This window comes from Zoogloea sp., assembly GCF_023150065.1.
Taxonomy (GTDB): domain Bacteria; phylum Pseudomonadota; class Gammaproteobacteria; order Burkholderiales; family Rhodocyclaceae; genus Zoogloea.
Genome location: NZ_JAKLLN010000031.1, coordinates 243 through 18,831, shown reverse-complemented (window position 1 = coordinate 18,831; position 18,589 = coordinate 243). Strand labels below are relative to the sequence as shown.

Genomic DNA, 18,589 nt, shown 5'->3' with positions numbered 1-18,589 from the left:
CTCCGGCAGGGCGCCCGGTCAGGCGCTTTCGCTGCTCTCGGCGGGCGGCGCGATCTTCACCACCTCTTCCAGGGTCGTGATGCCGGCCGCCACCTTGAGGGCCCCCGACAGGCGCAGGGGCTTCATGCCCTCACGGATGGCGATGTCACGCACTCGGGCGATGTCCATCTCCCCATTGACCGCCTTTTTCACCTCCGGCGACATGAGCAGGATCTCGTACAGCCCGATGCGCCCCATGTAGCCGGTCATGCGGCATTCCAGACAGCCGACGGCCTTGTGGATGCGGCTCGGCCGGGGCGCCTTCCAGGGCGTCACCAGGTGATCCCAGATGGCCTCTTCATCGGGGGTCAGGGGGTGGGGCTGCTTGCAGTGGGGGCACAGGATGCGCACCAGGCGCTGGGCCATGATGCCGAGCAGGGTGGCGTTGAGCAGGTAGGCCGGCACCCCCAGGTCGAGCATGCGGGTGACGGCCGACGGCGCATCGTTGGTGTGCAGGGTGGACAGCACCAGGTGGCCGGTGAGGGCGGCCTGGATGGCCATCTCGGCGGTTTCCAGGTCGCGGATCTCGCCCACCATGATGATGTCCGGGTCCTGCCGCATCAGGGCCCGCACCCCGTCGGCAAAGCCCAGTTCGATGGCCTGGTGCACCTGCATCTGGTTGAAGGCGGGCTCCACCATCTCGATCGGATCCTCGATGGTGCACACATTCACCTCGGGGGTGGCGAGCTGCTTGAGGGTCGAGTAGAGGGTGGTGGTCTTGCCCGAGCCGGTCGGCCCGGTGACCAGGACAATGCCGTGGGGCTTCTCGGAGATGGAATGCCAGCGCGCTTCGTCCTGCTCCGAAAAGCCCAGCTCGGCCATGTTGCGCACCAGCACTTCGGGATCGAAGATGCGCATCACCAGCTTTTCGCCAAAGGCCGTGGGCAGGGTGGACAGGCGCAACTCCACCTCCTTGCCGCTGCTCACCCGGGTCTTGATACGGCCGTCCTGGGGGCGGCGTTTCTCCACCACGTCCATGCGGCCGAGGATCTTGATGCGGCTGGTCATGGCGGTGAGCACCGGCATCGGCATCTGGTACACCTGGTGCAGCACCCCGTCGATGCGGAAGCGCACCAGGCCCATGTCCCGGCGGGGCTCGATGTGGATGTCGCTGGCGCGCTGCTCGAAGGCGTACTGCCACAGCCAGTCCACGATGTTGACGATGTGACTGTCGTTGGCGTCGAACTGCCGGTTGCCCTGGCCCAGCTCCACCAGCTGCTCGAAGGACGACAGGCTGGCCCCCGTGTGGCCGCTGCTGCGGGCTGCATTCTTGACCGAACGGGCGAGGTTGTAGAACTCCACCAGGTAGCGCGCCACGTCCGCCGGGTTGGCCACCACCCGGCGGATGTCCTTCTTGAGGTAGCCAGCCACCTCCTTTTCCCATTCCCGCAGATAGGGCTGGGTGGTAGCCACCACCACCTCGCGCAAGCCCACCTGCACCGGCAACACCCCGAAACGGGTAGCGTAGGCCGACGACATCACCGCTGTCACGGCGGCAAAGTCGATCTTCAGGGGGTCGATGCGGTAGTAGTCCAGCTCCACCTTGCCCGCCAGCCACTCGGTGAGCTCCTCCAGGCCCAGCACCCGGTGGGGTGGCAGCCTGGAGGCCCACTTCTGGCTGGCAATGATGATCAGAGGATGGGCATCGGAGGGCCGGATGCCCTGGGCAAGACGCAGGTTGTCGGCATCGGCCTGCGCCACCATCCGGTCGGCGGTGAGCAGATCGAGCACTTCGGCCAGGCTCAGCCGGTGTTCATGGACAGTGGCAGTTCGCAACGAGGACGGCATCGGACAGGGCCGGCGGGGGCGCATGTCGCCCCACCGGGGGCGGGTTGGTCGCAGGCGTCGAGCATAAGCGCAATCCACCCGCACCGGCCGGATTTTTTCCGGCCTTTACCCTCACCAGCCACGATAACCCCGGCTATAGCCCGGCCCCGGAGCCGGCGGCACCACCATGACCGGCGGCGGCGAATAGTGGCGATGCCCGTGTCCATAGCCATACCCACGCTCATGACCAACCGGAAGGACGACACAGGCGCTCAGGGAGGCGGCGGCCAGGACGATGCAGATAAGGCGCTTCATGACTTCACTCCAATAAAGGTTGCCCCCCTTCAACGCCGCATCCCGCCGCGGGTTGCAGGGCAATCGTCTCCGGATGTTGCAGGGGCGGAACATGGCGCCTTGCCAATGACATATGGATTGACATTAAAATGTAATTGTCATTAACCCGGAGACCACCATGAAGCGCATCCTGTCCCTCATCGCCCTGAGCCTGGCCGGCATCAACCTGGCCTTTGCAGCCGTCAACATCAACACCGCCACGCCCGCAGAGCTGGACGGCGTCAAGGGCATCGGGCCCGCCAAGGCCCAGGCGATCGTCGACTACCGCAGCAAGAACGGCCCCTTCAAGAGCGTGGACGACCTGAAGAACATCAAGGGCTTTGGCGACAAGAATCTGGCCAAGCTGAAAGGCGAACTGACGGTGACGGGGGGTGAAGCGAAGAAGTAAAAGCGGCAGAGCTGCCTTGAAGACAGGCCCCGGCAGGACGCCGGGCCTGTTGAAAAATGGCCCGGATCACCCGCCCTGAAGGCCGGTCATCCGGGCCATGTCCTGATCAGCCGCGGATCACGGTTTCCAGCGCGGCCAGCACCAGGACGATGTTGGCCGGGCGGCTGGAGTGCCCCATCAGGCCGATACGCCAGACACGGCCGGCCAGCGCCCCCAGACCGGCACCGATCTCGATGCTGAATTCGTTGAGCAGGCGGCTGCGGACCTGGGCTTCATCAACCCCTTCCGGCACCCACACGGTATTCAGCTGGGGCAGGCGCGCATCCTCGCGGACCACGAACTTGAGGCCCAGGGCCTCCAGCCCGGCGCGCAGGCGCAGGTGATTGTTGTGGTGGCGTTGCCAGGCGTTTTCCAGGCCTTCCTCGGCGAGCATCACCAGAGACTCATGCAGGCCATAGAGCGGATTGACCGGCGCCGTGTGATGGTAGGTGCGCTTGGCGCCGCTCCAGTAGCCCAGCACCAGGCCCAGATCCTGGAACCAGCTCGGGCAAGGGGACTTGCGGGCGCGGATGCGTTCGACGGCTGCCGGCGAAAAACTCACCGGCGACAGGCCGGGCGTGCTCGACAGGCACTTCTGGCTGCCGGAATAGGCCGCGTCGATGCCCCACTGGTCCAGCAGCACCGGCACCCCACCGAGGGAGGTGACGCAATCCATGATCGTCAGCGCCCCGTAACGCCGGGCGATCGCCGCCAGCGTGGCAGCATCGGAGAGCGCCCCCGTGGAGGTTTCGGCATGCACGAAGGCAAACAGGGCCGCATCCGGATTGGCAGCGAAGGCCTCTTCCACCTTGGCCGGGTCAACCGGCGCACCCCACGGGTCTTCGACGATCACCGGCACGCCACCACAACGGCGCACGTTCTCGGCCATGCGCTGGCCAAACACCCCGTTGATGCACACCACCACCTTGTCGCCCGGGCTCACCAGGTTGACGAAACAGGTCTCCATCCCCACCGAACCCGGTGCCGAAACCGGGAAAGTCAGCTCGTTGTCGGTCTGGAAGGCATAGCGGAGCAGGCTCTTGAGCTCGTCCATCATGCCCACGAAGGCCGGATCCAGGTGGCCGATGGTGGGGCGGGCCATGGCTGCCAGCACCCGCGGCGGCACATCGGACGGCCCGGGGCCCATCAGGGTACGCACGGGAGGCTGGAAGGAAGCGATGCGGGGCGAATCGATTTTCATGGTGTCTCCTGATGTCATTCTAGTGTGTCGGGCTCCGGAGCCCTCACTGGGGCCGGCCGTTGGCCGCGATCAGACGGATGATGCGGACGGTGTCCAGGTCGGACTCCCGGTAGGCGGCCTTCACATACTCGGATACCTGCACGCCTTCGGCAGCCCCGAGGCCGTCGGGCAAGGTGGTTTCGTAGGTGAAGCGCAGGTAAAGATGGTCGGGGGCGGGCTGATCGAAACGGATGGTCAGGCGCCCGCCGGCATGTTCAGCCGTCGCGGCAGACTCGAAACAGACCCATTCGAGATGCCGGAAGGTGACCGTGTCGCGCACGCTGGCCGGACCGAAATGCAGCTCGCGCTCCACCCGCTCGGCCTGACGCGACAGGATCGTGCAGCGCTCGAGCCCGGGCAGGAACACGGTGGGCTCTTCCACCCGGTACATCAGGCCGTGCCAGACCTGTTCCACGCTCAAGGGCTCGATGAGCGGATTGAGGGGGTTGTTGATCTCGATGAGGTGTTCGAAATGCAAGGGCGGCTCCCAAAGTGAGCCCTGCAGTCTAGCCTTTCTTGAAACCGGTCGTCAGCCAGATGCCGGTCAGAATTAACGCAATTCCGAAAAAATGGTACGCCCTAGGCACTTCCCCGAGGAAGAGCGTGGCCAGGATGGTGCTGAAGGCCGGCATCAGATGGATGAACAGGCCGGCCCGGGAAGCCCCCACCTCGCCCACCGCCCGGTTGTAGAAAACATAGCCGAGAAAAGCCGGAAAGATCCCGGTATAGGCCACTCCGGCGAGGGCGGAGGGCGTCAGCTGCAACTGCGCACCGGATGCCAGCTCCCACCATGCTAGCGGTGCCAGCACCATCAGCCCGATCACTGTCAGGGTTGCCAGCAGGGCCATGGGGTGCAGACCGGCTGGCCGCCAGCGCAACCCGAGGGTGTACAGCGCCCAGGAGAGGACGGCCGCCAGCATCCACAGATCGCCGACGTTAAGGCTCAGGCCTGCCAGCACGGCCAGATCCCCCCGACTGACGATGGTCATCACCCCGACAAAGGACACCCCCACCCCAACGGACTCCACCAGGGTGGCCCGGTGCCCCATGAACCAGGAGATGGCAATGATGGCGATCGGGATGAAGGAATTGAGCAGCGCCGCATTGGTTGCCGTGGTGTGCACCAGCGCCACGTAGGCCAGGGTGTTGTAGGCACCGACGCCCAGCACCCCCAGCACGGCCAGAACGCCCCACTGCTTCCGTGTCATGCCCCGCAGGGCCTTCAGATGGGGCCAGGCGAAGGGAAGGGTCAGCAGCAGCGCCAGACTCCAGCGCGCAAAGGCCAGGCTCATGGGTGGAACAGCCTCCCGCAATCCGCGCCCCACCACCATGTTGCCCGACCAGAACAGGACGGTCAGCGTCAACAGCAGGTAGGGATGGAAGAGAGCTCGGGGCAAACGATGCGCGGACATGGAGGACTGCCTTGGGCAGGAGGGCCCCGGATTATGGGGGAGGTCCTGCAAGCCTGCGCTTGGGATCAACCCGTATGGGCCCCCTGCGGTAGGGCAGAAAGTTGTTCAGGGTTTGTTCTTGTATTTTTCTTTATATATATAAGTACATGTTTACTGTGTACGACTATTTTCTGTGGATAAGTACATATTTTAATTTTAAAACAGTGCCTTGCTTTCTGTAGAAAGCTCTGGAAAAGGGGACGGGAAAGAGTGGGACGGTTTGGGGACGATTCCTGAGCTCCGGGCTGGATGGAGGGTTGTCCACATTTTTTCCGGAGCTTCCCCCGGGTACTTGTGCACAGACCCCGGATCTCCCGGAGGGAAATTCACGGATCGGGCAGGAGTCAGGTTGAAGTTGTCGGATGTCTTCAGAGGCGGTTCCACTTTTTTCCTCTGCTGGGGTTTCGCCTTCAAAGGGGGCTTCAGTGGGCAGTTTTGGTGTATCCCTGTTTTGTTTACTGTTTTTGTTTACATATAAATACTGTTAACTATATAGCTCGTCACTTTTCTGTGGATAACCACTTTATTCTGATGTTTTTCATGGAGATAGCCAGTTCATAAAGCTGTCGGTGAAGGTCTGGTCAGGCTGTGTGGTGATTGTTGAGCAAATTTGCCCTCGATTCGGCGAACGGCTTTGTGCACAATTTGCCCGAGCTTTTTACCCCGGTTTATCCCCAATCTTGACCAGCGAACTGCAGCCATCCGGTCTTCCCACCGCTCCGGCACCCTGCTGGGACATCTTCTGCCCGGTTGTGGACAATTTCGGAGACATCGGCGTCTGCTGGCGTCTGGCCCGTCAGCTGGTTGCGGAGCACGGGCTCGCCGTCCGTTTGTGGGTCGACGACCTGAAGAGCGCGCGCCGTCTGATCCCGGCCCTGGATCCGCAGGCAGCCTGCCAACAGGTGGATGGCGTGGAGATTCGCCACTGGGTTGAACCCCTGGGCGAGGTGCTTCCGGGCGAAGTGGTGATTGCCGCCTTTGCTGGAAGCCTGCCGGACATCTTCCTGGCCACGATGGCCCGCTGTGTACCGCGCCCCCGCTGGATCAACCTCGAATACCTGAGCGCCGAATCCTGGGTTGCCGGTTGTCACGGCCTGCCTTCGCCACACCCGGCCTTGCCCCTGGTCCAGCATTTCTTCTTCCCCGGCCTGGATGACGGCACCGGCGGACTGCTGCGCGAGGCCGATCTGACGGTCCGGCGCAGCCAGTTTTCGGAAGATGCGTTTCGCCGCTTCTTCGGTCTTTCTCCGCGGGAACCCGGGCAATGTCTGGTGTCCCTGTTTGCCTATGAGAATCCGGGCCTGGGGGAGTTGCTGGCGAGCTGGTCCAAGGGCAAACGGCAGGTGCTGTGCCTGGTGCCGGAGGGGCGGGTTCTTCCCGGGCTCGCTGCCTGGTTTGGGGTGAGCGGCCTGCAGCCCGGCGACCGGCTCCGGAAGGGCAATCTCAGCGTCACGGTGCTGCCCTTCGTCGAGCAGTCCCGCTACGACGAGCTTCTGTGGGCCTGCGATCTGAATTTCGTGCGCGGTGAGGATTCCTTCGTGCGTGCGCAGTGGGCCGAAGTGCCCTTTGTGTGGCACATCTATGCGCAGCAGGAAGACGCGCATCTGGAAAAGCTGAACGCCTTCATGACGCGCTATCTGGCGGGGTTGAGCCCGTCGACGGCCCAGGCGGTGGAGGAATTCTGGCGTGCCTGGAATGGGGGCGAAGGCGTGGGTGCCTGCTGGCCGGCCTTCGAAGCCGCCCTGCCGGCCCTGGCGGGTCACGCTCCGACGTGGTCGCTACAGTTGCAGGGCGCTGGTGACCTCGCCGGGAATCTGGTGCGATTCTGTAAAGTTGAGATAGAATAATAAGTTACCTATTTACCGTGGCACGTGCCGCGCCAACTTCAGCAAGCAGGAAACAGCATGAAAACCGCAATGGAACTCCGCTCCGGCAACGTGATCATGGTGGGTGCCGACCCCCTGGTGGTTCAGAAAGCCGAGTACAACAAGTCCGGCCGTAACGCCGCTGTCGTCAAGATGAAGCTCAAGAACCTGCTCACCGGCGCCCCGTCCGAGTCGGTTTACAAGGCTGACGACAAGTTCGAGATCGTGGTGCTCGATCGCAAGGAAGTGACCTACTCCTACTTTGCTGACCCGATGTACGTGTTCATGGACGCCGAGTACGAGCAGTACGAGGTCGAAGCCGAGAACATGACCGACGCCCTCAAGTACCTGATCGACGGCATGCCCTGTGAAGTGGTGTTCTACAACGGCAAGGCCATCTCCGTGGATCTGCCCACCACCGTGGTCCGCGAAGTCGAATACACCGAGCCCGCCGTCAAGGGCGACACCTCCGGCAAGGTGCTGAAGCCGGCCCGCATTGCGCCGAGCGGCTTCGAGCTGTCCGTCCCGGCCTTCGTTGAAATCGGCGACAAGATCGAAATCGACACCCGCACCGACGAGTACCGCAACCGCGTCAAGTAAGCCGTTCCCGGAAGACAAGCGAGGTCCTCCGGGGCCTTGTTGCCTTTTGTTGCGGTCGTCATCCTTTTGTGGCCCGCGGCGTTGTATGCAGCATGTCTGCCAAGGCGGACGGAGTTTCACCCAAGGTTCAACCCTTTTGATAACCACCCAGCTGGAGAGTCATTCATGAATACCCGTTCCCTCGCCCTCGCCGCCCTCATCGCCCTTGGCCTGGCTGCCTGTTCCAAAAAGGAAGAAGCCCCCGTTCCGGCGCCCGCGCCCGTCGTCGATGCGGCCAAGGAAGCTGCCGTGAAGGCTGAAGAGGCCGCCAAGCAGGCCGCCGAAGCCACCAAGGACGCTGCCGGTGCCGCGAAGGAAGCAGGCAAGGAAGCCGTTGAGGCAACCAAGGAAGCGGGTAAGGAAGCGGTCGAAGCTACCAAGGATGCGGCCAAGGATGCTGTTTCCGCCGCCAAGGAAGCTGCTGGCGCTGCCAAGGAAGCCGGCAAGGAAGCCGTTGCTGCCACCGCCGATGCGGCCAAGGATGCGGCTGACAAGGCCAAGGCTGCTGTCGGCAAGTAATTTCCGCCAGTTGTCCTTCCCGAACCGGGCCCTGTGCCCGGTTTTTCGTTGACCCTCCGGGTTCCTGCCATGGCTCTCAAATCCACCATCTTCCGTGCCACCCTCGCCGTCTCCGATCTGGATCGGGGGTATTTTGCCGAGCACAGCCTGACCATCGCCCGCCATCCGTCCGAGACGGACGAGCGCATGATGGTGCGGGTGCTGGCCTTTGCGCTGCATGCGGCGGAGCGTCTGGAGTTTGGCCGTGGGATCTCCAGCGATGACGAGCCGGCCCTGTGGAACAAGGACGACACCGGGCGCATCCTGCAGTGGATCGAGGTGGGCCTGCCCGATGAACGCCTGCTGCGGCGGGCTGCCGGGCGGGCGGACGAAGTGATCGTGCTGGCCTACGGTGGGCGGGTTGTGGATATCTGGTGGCAAAAGGACGCTGCCACCCTGGGCAAGCTGAGCAACCTGCGGGTGCTGGCCGTAACCCAGGAGGATTCCCGGGCCCTGGCTGCCCTGGCCGAGCGTTCCATGAACCTCAGCTGCACGATCCAGGATGGGCAGATCTGGTTCTCGGGCGGCGAGACGACCCTCAGCCTGCAGCTTCAGCAGGTTCATCCCGCATCCTGAAAGGATCGGCACCGATTCATGACATGAGGCTTGCAGAGTGGCGAATAATGCCGTCTCCGGCGAGACCTTCCCTTGCCGGACCCATTGATCCCACAGAGGAGAGTCCCCATGTCATCGCTGCTCCATTCCGAGTCCCCGACGGGTGTCAGCCGTCGTCAGTTCATCGGTACATCCCTGGGTATCCTGAGCGCCACAGCGCTGGGTGGGCTGGCCCGCCCGGTCCAGGCTGCCAGCCCCATCCTGCTCCCCGCCCTGCCCTGGGCGGACTCCGCCCTGGCGCCGGTGATCTCGGCCAACACCATCGGCTTTCACTACGGCAAGCACCACAAGGGTTATGTGGATAACCTGAACCGGCTGGTGGCCGGATCGGATCTCGCTGATCTGTCCCTGGAAAAGATTGTTGCCGCTACGGCTGGCAAGGCTGACAAGACCGCCATCTTCAACAATGCGGCACAGATCTGGAACCACACGTTCTACTGGAACAGCCTGCGCCCGAATGGGGGGGGCGAACCGCCGGCAGCGCTCAAGAAGCAGATCGAAGCCTCGTTCGGGAGTGTGGATGCCCTGAAGAAGGAGCTGGCAACCGCTGCCACGTCCCAGTTCGGCAGCGGCTGGGCCTGGCTGGTGGCCGATGGTGCCAAACTCAAGGTGATCAGGACCGCCAATGCCGATCTGCCCCAGACGGTCGGCCTCAAGCCGCTGCTGACCATCGATGTGTGGGAGCACGCCTACTATCTGGATTACCAGAACCGTCGTGCCGACTACGTCAATGCGCTGATCGACAAGCTCCTCAACTGGGAATTCGCCCAGCAGAACCTGGGATAAAGCCCCGAAAGCCTGCTACTTCCAGTCACCCCGCAAGCTCGCCACCTGCACCTGCAGGCCCGGCAGGCTGACGGTTTCCGGCGGAAGGGCAGGCCCCACCACCAGCTCGATGCGGTTGAACAGGCCGCGGCGCAAGGGCCGGCTTAGGGCTGGGCCATCCTTGCGGGAGAACATGCTGCCCCACAGCCCGCGCAGGGCCATGGGGACGACGGGCACCTGCCTGGCTTCGAGGATGCGGGCAATTCCGGGGCGGAAGGGGCACAGTTCGCCGTCGGCGGTGATCTTCCCTTCCGGAAACAGACCGATCAGTTCGCCGGCAGCCAGCGCCGCGGAGACCTCGGCAAAGGCTGCCTCCATCATCGCCGGGTCTTCCTTGGCGGAGGCAATGGGAATGGCCCGGCTGTGACGGAAGACGAAGGACAGCACCGGCCAGCGGAAGATGCGGTGGTCCATCACGAAGCGGATCGGCCGGCGTGAGGCCGCGGCGATCACCAGTGCATCGACAAAGCTCACGTGATTGCAGATGAGGATCGCCGGTCCCTCCGCCGGAATGTGCTCCAGCCCTTCGGTGCGCAGGCGATACACCGTGTGAACCAGCAGCCAGACGATGAAACGCAGCAGGAACTCCGGCACCAGCCGGTAGATGTAGAAGGCGACCGCCGCGTTCATGATGGCGGCCACGCCGAAAAGCATGGGCATGGACAGCCCGGCGCCCAGCAGTGCGCCGGCACCCAGGGCCCCGACCACCATGAACAGGGCGTTGAGGATGTTGTTGGCGGCGATCACCCGTGCCCGGTGCCCGGGTGCCGAGCGGCTCTGCATCATGGCGTAGAGGGGCACGATGAAGAAGCCGCCGAACATGCCCAGCATCAGCAACGCCAAAAGCACCCGGTAGATGCCGGGCTGGCTGAGGATTTCGCCGATGGCCAGGGGTGCTCCGGCGGGAAGGACACCCGGGGAGGCGAAGGCGATATCCAGCCCGAAGAGGGTCAGGCCGATGGAACCGAAGGGCACCAGGCCGATCTCCACGTGGCCACCGGAGAGTTTTTCACACAGCAGCGAGCCAAGCCCGATACCCATCGTGAAGGTGGCCAGCAGCAGGGTCACCGTGCCTTCGCCGCCCCCCAGCACACCTTTGGCATAGGCCGGAAACTGGGCCAGGAACAGGGCGCCATAGAGCCAGAACCAGGAAATCCCGAGGATGGCCAGGAACACCGGCCGGTTCTCCCGGGCAAAGCCGATGTTGCGCCAGGTCTCGGTGAAGGGATTGGGGTTGATGCACAGACCGGGCTCCGGCGCCGGGGCTGGCGGTACGCCCCGGCTGGTGAGGTAGCCGGCGGATGCCACCAGGATGCCGCCGCCGGCAATCCACAGATCACCATTCGGGGCTCCGGCGAGCAGGCCGCCGCACAGGGTTCCGAGCAGGATCGCCACGAAGGTTCCGGCTTCCACCAGCGCATTGCCACCCACCAGCTCGTCCTCGCGCAGATGCTGGGGTAGCAGGGCGTATTTGACCGGGCCGAACAGGGTCGAATGGCAACCCAGCAGAAACAGTGCGCCGAACAGCACCACCAGGCTATGAAGAAGGAAGCCGGTCAGGGCGACAACCATGATGCCGATCTCCAGCACCTTGACCAGGCGGGTCAGGCGGGCCTTGTCGTACTTGTCGGCAAGCTGGCCGGCTGTGGCCGAGAACAGGAAGAAGGGCAGGATGAAGATGCCGGCAGCCAGGTTGGCCAGCAGTTCCGGGGCAATCGTCGTCCAGCTGGCGGCCTGGAAGGTGAGCAGCACCACCAGCGCGTTTTTGAACAGGTTGTCGTTGAAGGCGCCGAGAAACTGGGTCAGGAAGAAGGGGCGGAAGCGCTTCTCTCCGAGCAGGTGAAACTGGGAGGGAGGGGCGTCCTTGGGGTGATCCGGTCGGGCACTCATGCAGGTTTCCGATCAAAGAAGTGACGTGTTTCGAAGACGCCGGTGGCGAAGCGCCGGTGTCCCGCGCGCAGGTGGCGCTTGAGTACGAAGTCGAAGAGCAGGGGATTGTGCTCGCGCAGGGTTTCCAGCACCGGCACCGCTGCCGGGTCGAGGAGCTTTTCGCGGGCCAGCTGGCGCGCCGACACCAGGGGAAGAATGCCTGGCAGGGGATAGTCGGTGCCGAACAGCAGGCGTGGATGCCAGTCCTCCCGCTCCAGCAGCTGGCGGATGACGGCCAGGTCGCGATTGCGCAGGTTGATGGCCGAAATGTCGCCGAACAGCAGCGTGGCATAGCGCTGCTCGCCCATCAGGCGCGAGAACAGGCTGAAGCTGGAGACCCGGGGCGCATTGCGGCCCCGGTCTTCGTCCTGGTCTTCGCCGAGGCTGGCGCAGTGGGCAATCACCACGCGCACGCCGTGATCGAGGGCCCGGCGCAGGCGCAGGGGATTGCCCCAGGCTGGCTGGCCGGCGCCATGCACGGCCTTCTCTTCGCCGGCATGGGTGATCAGCGGCAGGTCGAGCCGGGCCAGGGCGGCGTAGAAGCGGTCACAGGCCGGGGAGGCCGGGTCAATCCCCATCGCGGGCGGCAGCCACTTGACAGCACGCGCGCCATCACGGGCCGCGGCCTCCAGAGCTTCGACGCAATCCGGCCGGTAGGGATGGATGGAGCAGGCCCACTCAAAGTAGGTCGGGTGGGCTCGCGCCACATCCCGGGCGTACGCATTGGGTATGTGGAAGGCGGTGAGCTCGGGGCGTGCCTGCCCCTGCGCATCGTGGGTTCGCTCGAAGGCCAGCAGCATCAGCTTGAAGCCCGTGGCCATGCCGTCGATCAGGTTGTGCAGACGTTCCACATAGCTCTGATCCACCCGTCCCGGGGCCTCGTGGGCGCAGCCGGCGTTCAGGTAGAAGAGCCGCTGGAAATACTCGGTGGGGTGCAACGGGCTGAGCATGCGCGGGGTGATGTTGACGCCGCTGCCCCCGTCGCCGATACCGGCCAGGTGGGCGTGGCAGTCCCACACCTGGGCGGGGTCCAGGCCTTCCCAGGCTGCACGGACAATCTCGTGACCGGTGATGTCTGGCGGCAGGCTGGCCCGGCAGGGGTTCCACAGGGTGCGTCGGGCAAGGGCGGTACCGCCGGCACCGAGCAGCATTGCCGCTGCAGCGGCACCGAGGATGAAAGGGCGGCGATTCATGATGGCGAGGCAGTCTTCCGGTCAAGGTGGAGAAAGCCCATGGCGGCAGCCAGTCCGAGAACAAACCCGGCGAGGTGGGCCTGCCAGGTGGTGGCGATGCCTGCGGGCAGGAGCGGTGATGGCGTTCCGGAAATGGCGTCGAATGCCAGTTTTGCTCCCCAGGCCAATGCGGCGACACGGCCGATCGTGCCACCATCCACCGCTACGCCAACTACCAGCATGGCGACAAGTCCGGAAAGCCCGCGGTAAGTCTGCAGCTCGGGCAGCAGGCCCAGCAGGGCCAGCGACAACAGCGGGGCGGCGAGGGGCAGCAGCGCGAGCCAGCGCAGCAGCGGCCTTCCGGCCATCACCGCCAAGGCGGCGATGGCCGCCAGGTTGCCGACCCGATGCAGACTCGACCAGTGGCACAACTGCCCGGTCCATAGCCGCCAGATTTCGCCGTCTGCGATGGCGTCCCGGTCCAATTGCATGCTCTCTCCCGGCATCAGATTGGAGAGCGCAAACAGGCTGACCAGCAGGGCCAGGAGTGGTCGTTCAGCCGGCACGGCGCCTCTGGGCTGCGGTGAGCACCGCGGCCAGCCCGAACAGTCCGACAGCGGCAAAGTCCATGCTGCCGCCACCGCCGCTGTATCCGGGCTTATGGACGATCTTTGCACTCTTCTCTTCCCTGACCCTTGTCCTGAAGGCTTCGAGTTGGGCATCGAGGCGTGGAATCATCTCGTCGATGGCTTGCCGATAGCCTTCTGTGCGCGCCTCCCTGGAGGCCTCGGACAATTTGACCAGCGCCGAACTACCCTTGATCTGGCTGGTTCCAGGGGCGCGGAAGAGCATGTTGCGGCTCTTCACATCGAAGACGGTGGCATCCACCAGGGTGCTCACGTCGTACTGGCTGCCGTTGATCACGTAGGCGCCGACGATGGTCCAGTACAGCAGGGACAAGCGATTGCTGTCACTGAACTGGACCTGATCGTAGGAAATCAGGGTCACCACGTCCACGTTGAACATCCGGGCCGCCTGCTCCAGGTTCTCGAAGCCGCCCTTTGGACGCAGGTAAGCCGTGGGGATGACCTCGATGGCGGAGATGTAGGGCCGGTTGGAAAAGGCGTCCTTGACCCGGCGCAGCAGACGATCACGTTCCGCCTCCGGCAGATCGGCATAGCGGTCGCCCGGGACAAAGGCGATGCCGACCCGCAGCGGAAGGCTCAGTTCCGGCAGGGTCGGTGTGAGTTCGGGTTGCGGATTCTTCGGGTAGAGGTAGTCAACCACCATGCCGCGCTGGGCGTGGTTGCCCCGTTCCGACCACATGGCGCAGCCGGCCAGCAGGGACGATGCGATAAGAATGGCGGTGAGGGCTTTTTTGCGCATGGCGGTCCTTTCCGGGATGGTTCAGGCCTTCTCGGCCCACTGCTTGAGGGTGACGTAGTCGATCTTGCCGGTACCCAGCAGGGGCAGGGCGTCGACGGTGATGATCCGGCGAGGGACTGCGATCTCGGGCCAGCCGCCGGTGCGGGCTGCGCCCTGGAGCTGCTCGCGGCTCAGTGCGGGGTCGGTGGAAAACAGCAGGATGGTCTCGCCCCGGGCCGGATCGGGTTGGGTGGAGGCTGCATGCGCCGCGGCCGGGGATGCCGATGCCGCCAGCTTCTCCACGGCTTCGAGGGAAACCATTTCCCCTGCCACCTTGGCAAAGCGCTTGACCCGCCCGACGATCTTCACGAAGCCCTCCTCACTCACCTCCACCACATCGCCGGTCTCGTACCAGCCATCACCAGCCGGGGACGCGGGCGGTTGGAGAACGCCGGGGTTCTCGAAGCGAAGGTAGCCCGACATCAGGTTGGGGCCCTTCACATGCAACATGCCACCAGCCGCAATTCCTGGAACTGACACCAGCTGGTACTGGATGCCCGGGAGAAACTGGCCGACCGTTCCGCTGCGGAAGGCCATGGGGGTATTTACTGCAAGCACAGGGGCGGTTTCCGTGGCGCCGTACCCCTCGAAGATCCGGATCCCGAACTTCTCGAACCACAGATCGCGCACGGGCGTGGCGAGCTTTTCGGCACCGGCGATCACATAGCGCAGGCGATAGAAGTCATAGGGATGGGCAAACTTGGCGTAATTGCCGAGAAAAGTGCTGGTGCCGAGCAGCACTGTGCAGTTGCGGTCGTAGGCCAGTTCGGGAATCACCCGGTAGTGGAGCGGCGAGGGGTAGAGAAAGACCCGTGCCCCGGCCAGCACCGGTAGCAGTCCGCCGGCTGTCAGGCCGAAGGAGTGGAACAGGGGCAAGGCGTTGAGAATCTTGTCATCGATGGAGAAGTCCACCACCGCGCGGATCTGCGCCACGTTGGCAAGCAATGCCCGATGAGACAGCACGACGCCCTTCGGCTTGCCTTCGGAACCCGACGTGAACAGCACGACCGCCGCATCTTCCGGCGAGCCGGCCGGGACTGCGAGCCTCGGAAAGGGCAGCGCCCACAGCAGCAGCCACAGCTTGTCGGCCAGGCCCATTGCAGCCCGCAGGTCTTCCAGGTAGATCACTCGCACGCCCTGCAGGGCGGGGAGCTTGTCACCGAGTTTGGCCTGTTCCACAAAGGCCCGGGAGGTGACGATGCAGCGGATCTGCGCAGCGGTGATCGCTGCCTGCATGCCTTCCACGCCAGCCGTGTAATTGAGCATGGCAGCCGTGCGTCGGTGTGCCGACAGGCCGAAGACGAGCCCCAGCGTCGGAGCCAGATTGGGCAGCAACAGCCCGACCCGCTCGCCGGGCTGGCTTTCCCGGGCGACCAGCCGTCCGAGGGCCAGGGCCATCTTGATCAGGTCACGATAGGTGTACTCGATCTGCTTGAGGTCCTCGACGAGGGCGTGGCCATGCCCCTGGATGTCGGCGGCGTCGAGCAGGGTGGTGAAGAGCGTCTGGTCCGGCCGCGTGGCGAAGATCATCTCCTGCATCAGGCGCCGCATGGCCTCACCGGCCCGGCGTCGCCGATCACGGGCTGTGGGCGCCTCGGGCATCGGAATATGGGTGGTGGGCAGGATGGACAGGCTGATCTGCGGAAAGAGACGACGCGGGACGTGGGCGGCGAGACGGGAAAAATAGGTGCGGGCGGCGCCGTCGATCCTCACCGGAAGAATCGTCGCACCGGTCTTGGCCGCCACGAAGGCCGGGCCATCGTAGGTCTTCATCAGGCTGCCCGTGGTGGTGATGCGGCCCTCGGGAAAGATGACGACCGGGCGACCGCTCTCCAGCAGCCGGATCACCTTCTTCATGGCCATCGGACTGGTGGGGTCGACCGCCAGGTAATCCACCAGGGCGAGAAGCAGCCGGAAAGCCGGGTTGCGGACGACTCCCGTATGGACGACGAACACCGGATCGAGAGGCAGGAAGAGACCGAGCAGAAGGCCGTCAAGAAAGGATTCGTGATTGGCCACGACCAGCAGTCGTCCGGCGTCTGCTGGCGGACGGCCCTTGACCCTGACCCGGAACAGGAGGGAGCTGAGGGCGCGCAGCAGCGCCTTGATGATTGATCGCATGGGGATGGTCCGGTCAGAGGTAAGCGTCGAGATAGGCGGAGACTTTGGCGAAAGCTTCCTGCAGGAAGGCCTTATTCACCTGAAAGTAGATTTCCTTGCCTTCCCGCTCGGAGACGAGCACGCCGGCTTCACGCAATACCTTCAGGTGATGGGAGACTGTTGAGCGGGCGAGGGTGGAGACCTCGGCGATCTGACCGACGTTGAGCCTTTCGCCGGCCTCGAAGGTCAGCAGAATGCGCTGCCGGTGCTCGTCGCCGAGGGCTGCGAAGATGGCTGAAATGTCACGCCAGGTTTCGGGGATGGCCCGGGAGTAGTCGTTATTCATGTCGATAATGATCGATATGTTTCCGGTATCTGTCAAGCGCCAGGCGTGGCAATTGGGCCCATGCCGACGACCTGTCCAATAATGCTGCGGTGCGGTGGCGATTGACTTTGCTGCGGTTAACCCCTACTATCCGCACGTTTTTCGTACGGCGGACGGCGCATTACCCGACGTGCCACGCAGAGAGCCAATGTTAAAAGCGGTATTCCTGCAGATAGGCGCGACGATCCTGGTGGCATTGGCTGCAGGATTGATTTCAGGGACGCGCGGTGCGTTGTCGGCGGCGTTGGGAGGCGCAGCCTGTGTTCTTCCCAATTTGTTGTTCGCCCTGCGCCTCAGCTTGGTCTCCAAGCGCCCGGCCGCGTCGTACCCGCTTGAGTTTTTTGTTGGCGAGTTCTTCAAGATCGCGTCAACCGTAGGATTGTTGGCGACCGTTCAGCTCGTGTATCCAGACGTCCATTGGTTGGCGTTGTTTATCGGGTTGGTCGTGGCGCTGAAGGCGAATTTATTTGCATTTTTGGTGAAGACCTAACCATGAGCACTGGCACCGAAGCACACGGCCCGACCGCGGGCGAATACATTGTCCACCACCTTACCCACCTGAACTCCACCGGTCATGCGCAAACCGCGATCATTGACTGGAGTGTCTGGAACCTCGATACCCTCTTTTTCTCGATCGCCCTGGGCATTGTCACCCTGCTGCTGCTGACCAAGGCTGCCAGCAAGGCCACTTCCGGCGTTCCCGGCCGTTTCCAGGCCGCCGTCGAGATCCTCGTCGAGATGGTTGCCGACCAGGCCAAGGGTATCGTGCATAGCGCCGAATCCCGCAAGTTCGTGGCGCCGGTGGCGCTGACCGTGTTCTTCTGGATCTTCCTGATGAACTCCATGGACTTCCTCCCGGTTGATCTGCTGCCCAAGATCTGGGCGCTGATTTCCGGTGACGAGCATGCCTATCTGCGCGTCGTGCCCACCGCCGACCTCAACGGCACCCTCGGCATGTCCATCGGTGTTCTGCTGATCTGTCTCTACTACAACATCAAGATCAAGGGTTTCGGTGGCTGGATTCACGAACTCTTCACCGCTCCCTTCGGCTCTCATCCGCTGCTGTACCCGATCAACTTCCTCATGCAGATGATCGAGTTCCTGGCCAAGACCGTGTCCCACGGCATGCGACTGTTCGGCAACATGTATGCTGGCGAGCTGGTCTTCATGCTGATCGCGCTGATGGGCGGTACCGCCACCGTGTTCGGTTTCCTCGGTCACATCGTTGCAGGCTCCATCTGGGCGGTCTTCCACATCCTGATCGTCGCCCTGCAGGCCTTCATCTTCATGATGTTGACCCTGGTGTACATCGGGCAGGCCCACGAAAGCCACTAAGAAGTTTCAGGTTTAAGCAGTCGTTTCGGTTTCAATTTAAATCATCTCAACTAAAGGAGTAGTCATGGAACACGTTCTCGGTTTTGTTGCTCTGGCCGCCGGTCTGATCATCGGTCTGGGTGCTATCGGCGCCTGTATCGGTATCGGCATCATGGGTAGCAAGTACCTGGAAGCATCCGCCCGTCAGCCCGAACTCATGAACGCCCTGCAGACCAAGATGTTCCTGCTGGCCGGTCTGATCGACGCTGCGTTCCTGATCGGCGTCGGTATCGCCATGATGTTCGCGTTCGCCAACCCGTTCAAGATCTGAGTTTCGCGGTCCAACCTGACTAAAGGAAGACAACCGTGAATCTGAACGCAACCCTGGTAGCCCAGCTCGTTGTGTTCTTCATTCTGGCGTGGGTCACGATGAAGTTCGTGTGGCCCCCCATTGTGAAGGCACTCGACGAGCGTGCGAAGAAGA

General features: G+C 63.5%; 20 protein-coding genes and 1 pseudogene. 10 read left to right on the top strand and 11 right to left on the bottom strand.

What is annotated here, in order from left to right; translation table 11 throughout:
- Positions 1–18 precede the first annotated feature (18 nt).
- Positions 19–1,815: a GspE/PulE family protein gene (locus L6Q67_RS21885; protein WP_296574948.1), complete on the bottom strand. Its 1,797-nt coding sequence runs from the start codon at positions 1,813–1,815 to the stop codon at positions 19–21.
- Between the two features lie 123 nt (positions 1,816–1,938).
- Entirely contained in the window at positions 1,939–2,121 is a 183-nt protein-coding gene (locus L6Q67_RS21880) for a hypothetical protein (RefSeq protein WP_296574946.1), read from the bottom strand.
- 157 nt (positions 2,122–2,278) lie between these two features.
- Here L6Q67_RS21880 and L6Q67_RS21875 point away from each other — a divergent pair, with 157 nt between their 5' ends.
- Positions 2,279–2,548 (top strand): helix-hairpin-helix domain-containing protein, encoded by a 270-nt coding sequence (locus tag L6Q67_RS21875; protein WP_296574943.1) that lies wholly within the window; start codon positions 2,279–2,281, stop codon positions 2,546–2,548.
- A 106-nt stretch (positions 2,549–2,654) separates the two neighbouring features.
- Here the strand turns inward: L6Q67_RS21875 and L6Q67_RS21870 are convergent, their stop codons facing one another.
- The 3 genes from L6Q67_RS21870 to L6Q67_RS21860 are packed head-to-tail and all read right to left on the bottom strand — an operon-like array spanning position 2,655 to position 5,239.
- Positions 2,655–3,788, bottom strand: a complete 1,134-nt coding sequence (locus L6Q67_RS21870; RefSeq protein ID WP_296574940.1) for an alanine--glyoxylate aminotransferase family protein — start codon at positions 3,786–3,788, stop codon at positions 2,655–2,657.
- Positions 3,789–3,831: 43 nt separating this feature from the next.
- Positions 3,832–4,305 (bottom strand): SRPBCC family protein, encoded by a 474-nt coding sequence (locus L6Q67_RS21865; RefSeq protein WP_296574938.1) that lies wholly within the window; start codon positions 4,303–4,305, stop codon positions 3,832–3,834.
- 28 nt (positions 4,306–4,333) lie between these two features.
- The gene (locus L6Q67_RS21860) at positions 4,334–5,239 is read right to left on the bottom strand and encodes a DMT family transporter (protein ID WP_296574935.1); all 906 of its coding nucleotides are present in this window, start codon (positions 5,237–5,239) and stop codon (positions 4,334–4,336) included.
- A 632-nt stretch (positions 5,240–5,871) separates the two neighbouring features.
- Here L6Q67_RS21860 and earP point away from each other — a divergent pair.
- From earP to L6Q67_RS21835, 5 genes are all read left to right on the top strand, one after another.
- Positions 5,872–7,125 carry an elongation factor P maturation arginine rhamnosyltransferase EarP gene (earP, locus tag L6Q67_RS21855; RefSeq protein ID WP_296574932.1) on the top strand — a complete coding sequence of 418 codons (1,254 nt, stop codon included), beginning with the start codon at positions 5,872–5,874 and terminating at the stop codon, positions 7,123–7,125.
- Positions 7,126–7,182: 57 nt separating this feature from the next.
- Positions 7,183–7,743: an elongation factor P gene (gene efp, locus L6Q67_RS21850; protein WP_296574929.1), complete on the top strand. Its 561-nt coding sequence runs from the start codon at positions 7,183–7,185 to the stop codon at positions 7,741–7,743.
- Positions 7,744–7,908: 165 nt separating this feature from the next.
- Complete coding sequence (locus tag L6Q67_RS21845) at positions 7,909–8,301, top strand: hypothetical protein (protein WP_296574925.1); 393 nt, start codon at positions 7,909–7,911, stop codon at positions 8,299–8,301.
- 69 nt (positions 8,302–8,370) lie between these two features.
- Positions 8,371–8,916: a YaeQ family protein gene (locus L6Q67_RS21840; RefSeq protein ID WP_296574922.1), complete on the top strand. Its 546-nt coding sequence runs from the start codon at positions 8,371–8,373 to the stop codon at positions 8,914–8,916.
- 108 nt (positions 8,917–9,024) lie between these two features.
- The gene (locus tag L6Q67_RS21835; RefSeq protein WP_296574919.1) at positions 9,025–9,741 is read left to right on the top strand and encodes a superoxide dismutase; all 717 of its coding nucleotides are present in this window, start codon (positions 9,025–9,027) and stop codon (positions 9,739–9,741) included.
- Between the two features lie 15 nt (positions 9,742–9,756).
- Here L6Q67_RS21835 and L6Q67_RS21830 read toward each other — a convergent pair whose 3' ends face one another.
- Genes L6Q67_RS21830 through L6Q67_RS21805 form a run of 6 tightly spaced genes read right to left on the bottom strand, consistent with a single transcriptional unit; the run spans position 9,757 to position 16,752 of the window.
- Positions 9,757–11,670, bottom strand: coding sequence for an MFS transporter (locus L6Q67_RS21830; protein ID WP_296574916.1), 1,914 nt, complete (start codon positions 11,668–11,670; stop codon positions 9,757–9,759).
- Entirely contained in the window at positions 11,667–12,902 is a 1,236-nt protein-coding gene (locus tag L6Q67_RS21825) for an amidohydrolase family protein (RefSeq protein WP_296574914.1), read from the bottom strand. The genes L6Q67_RS21830 and L6Q67_RS21825 overlap by 4 nt, the downstream gene beginning before the upstream one ends.
- Complete coding sequence (gene rrtA / locus L6Q67_RS21820; protein WP_296574912.1) at positions 12,899–13,447, bottom strand: rhombosortase; 549 nt, start codon at positions 13,445–13,447, stop codon at positions 12,899–12,901. The genes L6Q67_RS21825 and rrtA overlap by 4 nt, the downstream gene beginning before the upstream one ends.
- Positions 13,437–14,267, bottom strand: a complete 831-nt coding sequence (rhlP, locus tag L6Q67_RS21815; RefSeq protein WP_296574909.1) for a rhombotarget lipoprotein — start codon at positions 14,265–14,267, stop codon at positions 13,437–13,439. Before rhlP ends, rrtA begins: the two co-directional genes overlap by 11 nt.
- 21 nt (positions 14,268–14,288) lie before the next feature.
- A complete protein-coding gene (gene aas, locus L6Q67_RS21810) occupies positions 14,289–16,427 on the bottom strand; it encodes a bifunctional acyl-ACP--phospholipid O-acyltransferase/long-chain-fatty-acid--ACP ligase (RefSeq protein ID WP_296574906.1) in 2,139 nt (712 codons plus the stop codon).
- A gap of 13 nt (positions 16,428–16,440) precedes the next feature.
- Entirely contained in the window at positions 16,441–16,752 is a 312-nt protein-coding gene (locus L6Q67_RS21805; protein WP_296574904.1) for a helix-turn-helix transcriptional regulator, read from the bottom strand.
- 94 nt (positions 16,753–16,846) lie between these two features.
- Between L6Q67_RS21805 and L6Q67_RS21800 the strand changes: the two genes are divergently transcribed.
- The 4 genes and pseudogenes from L6Q67_RS21800 to L6Q67_RS21785 all read left to right on the top strand — a co-directional run.
- Entirely contained in the window at positions 16,847–17,281 is a 435-nt protein-coding gene (locus tag L6Q67_RS21800) for an ATP synthase subunit I (protein ID WP_367171663.1), read from the top strand.
- Between the two features lie 2 nt (positions 17,282–17,283).
- The gene (atpB, locus tag L6Q67_RS21795; RefSeq protein WP_296574901.1) at positions 17,284–18,126 is read left to right on the top strand and encodes a F0F1 ATP synthase subunit A; all 843 of its coding nucleotides are present in this window, start codon (positions 17,284–17,286) and stop codon (positions 18,124–18,126) included.
- Positions 18,127–18,190: 64 nt separating this feature from the next.
- A complete protein-coding gene (gene atpE, locus L6Q67_RS21790) occupies positions 18,191–18,436 on the top strand; it encodes a F0F1 ATP synthase subunit C (protein ID WP_079434620.1) in 246 nt (81 codons plus the stop codon).
- 35 nt (positions 18,437–18,471) lie between these two features.
- Positions 18,472–18,589, top strand: a pseudogene (locus tag L6Q67_RS21785) (F0F1 ATP synthase subunit B); the annotation flags it as partial.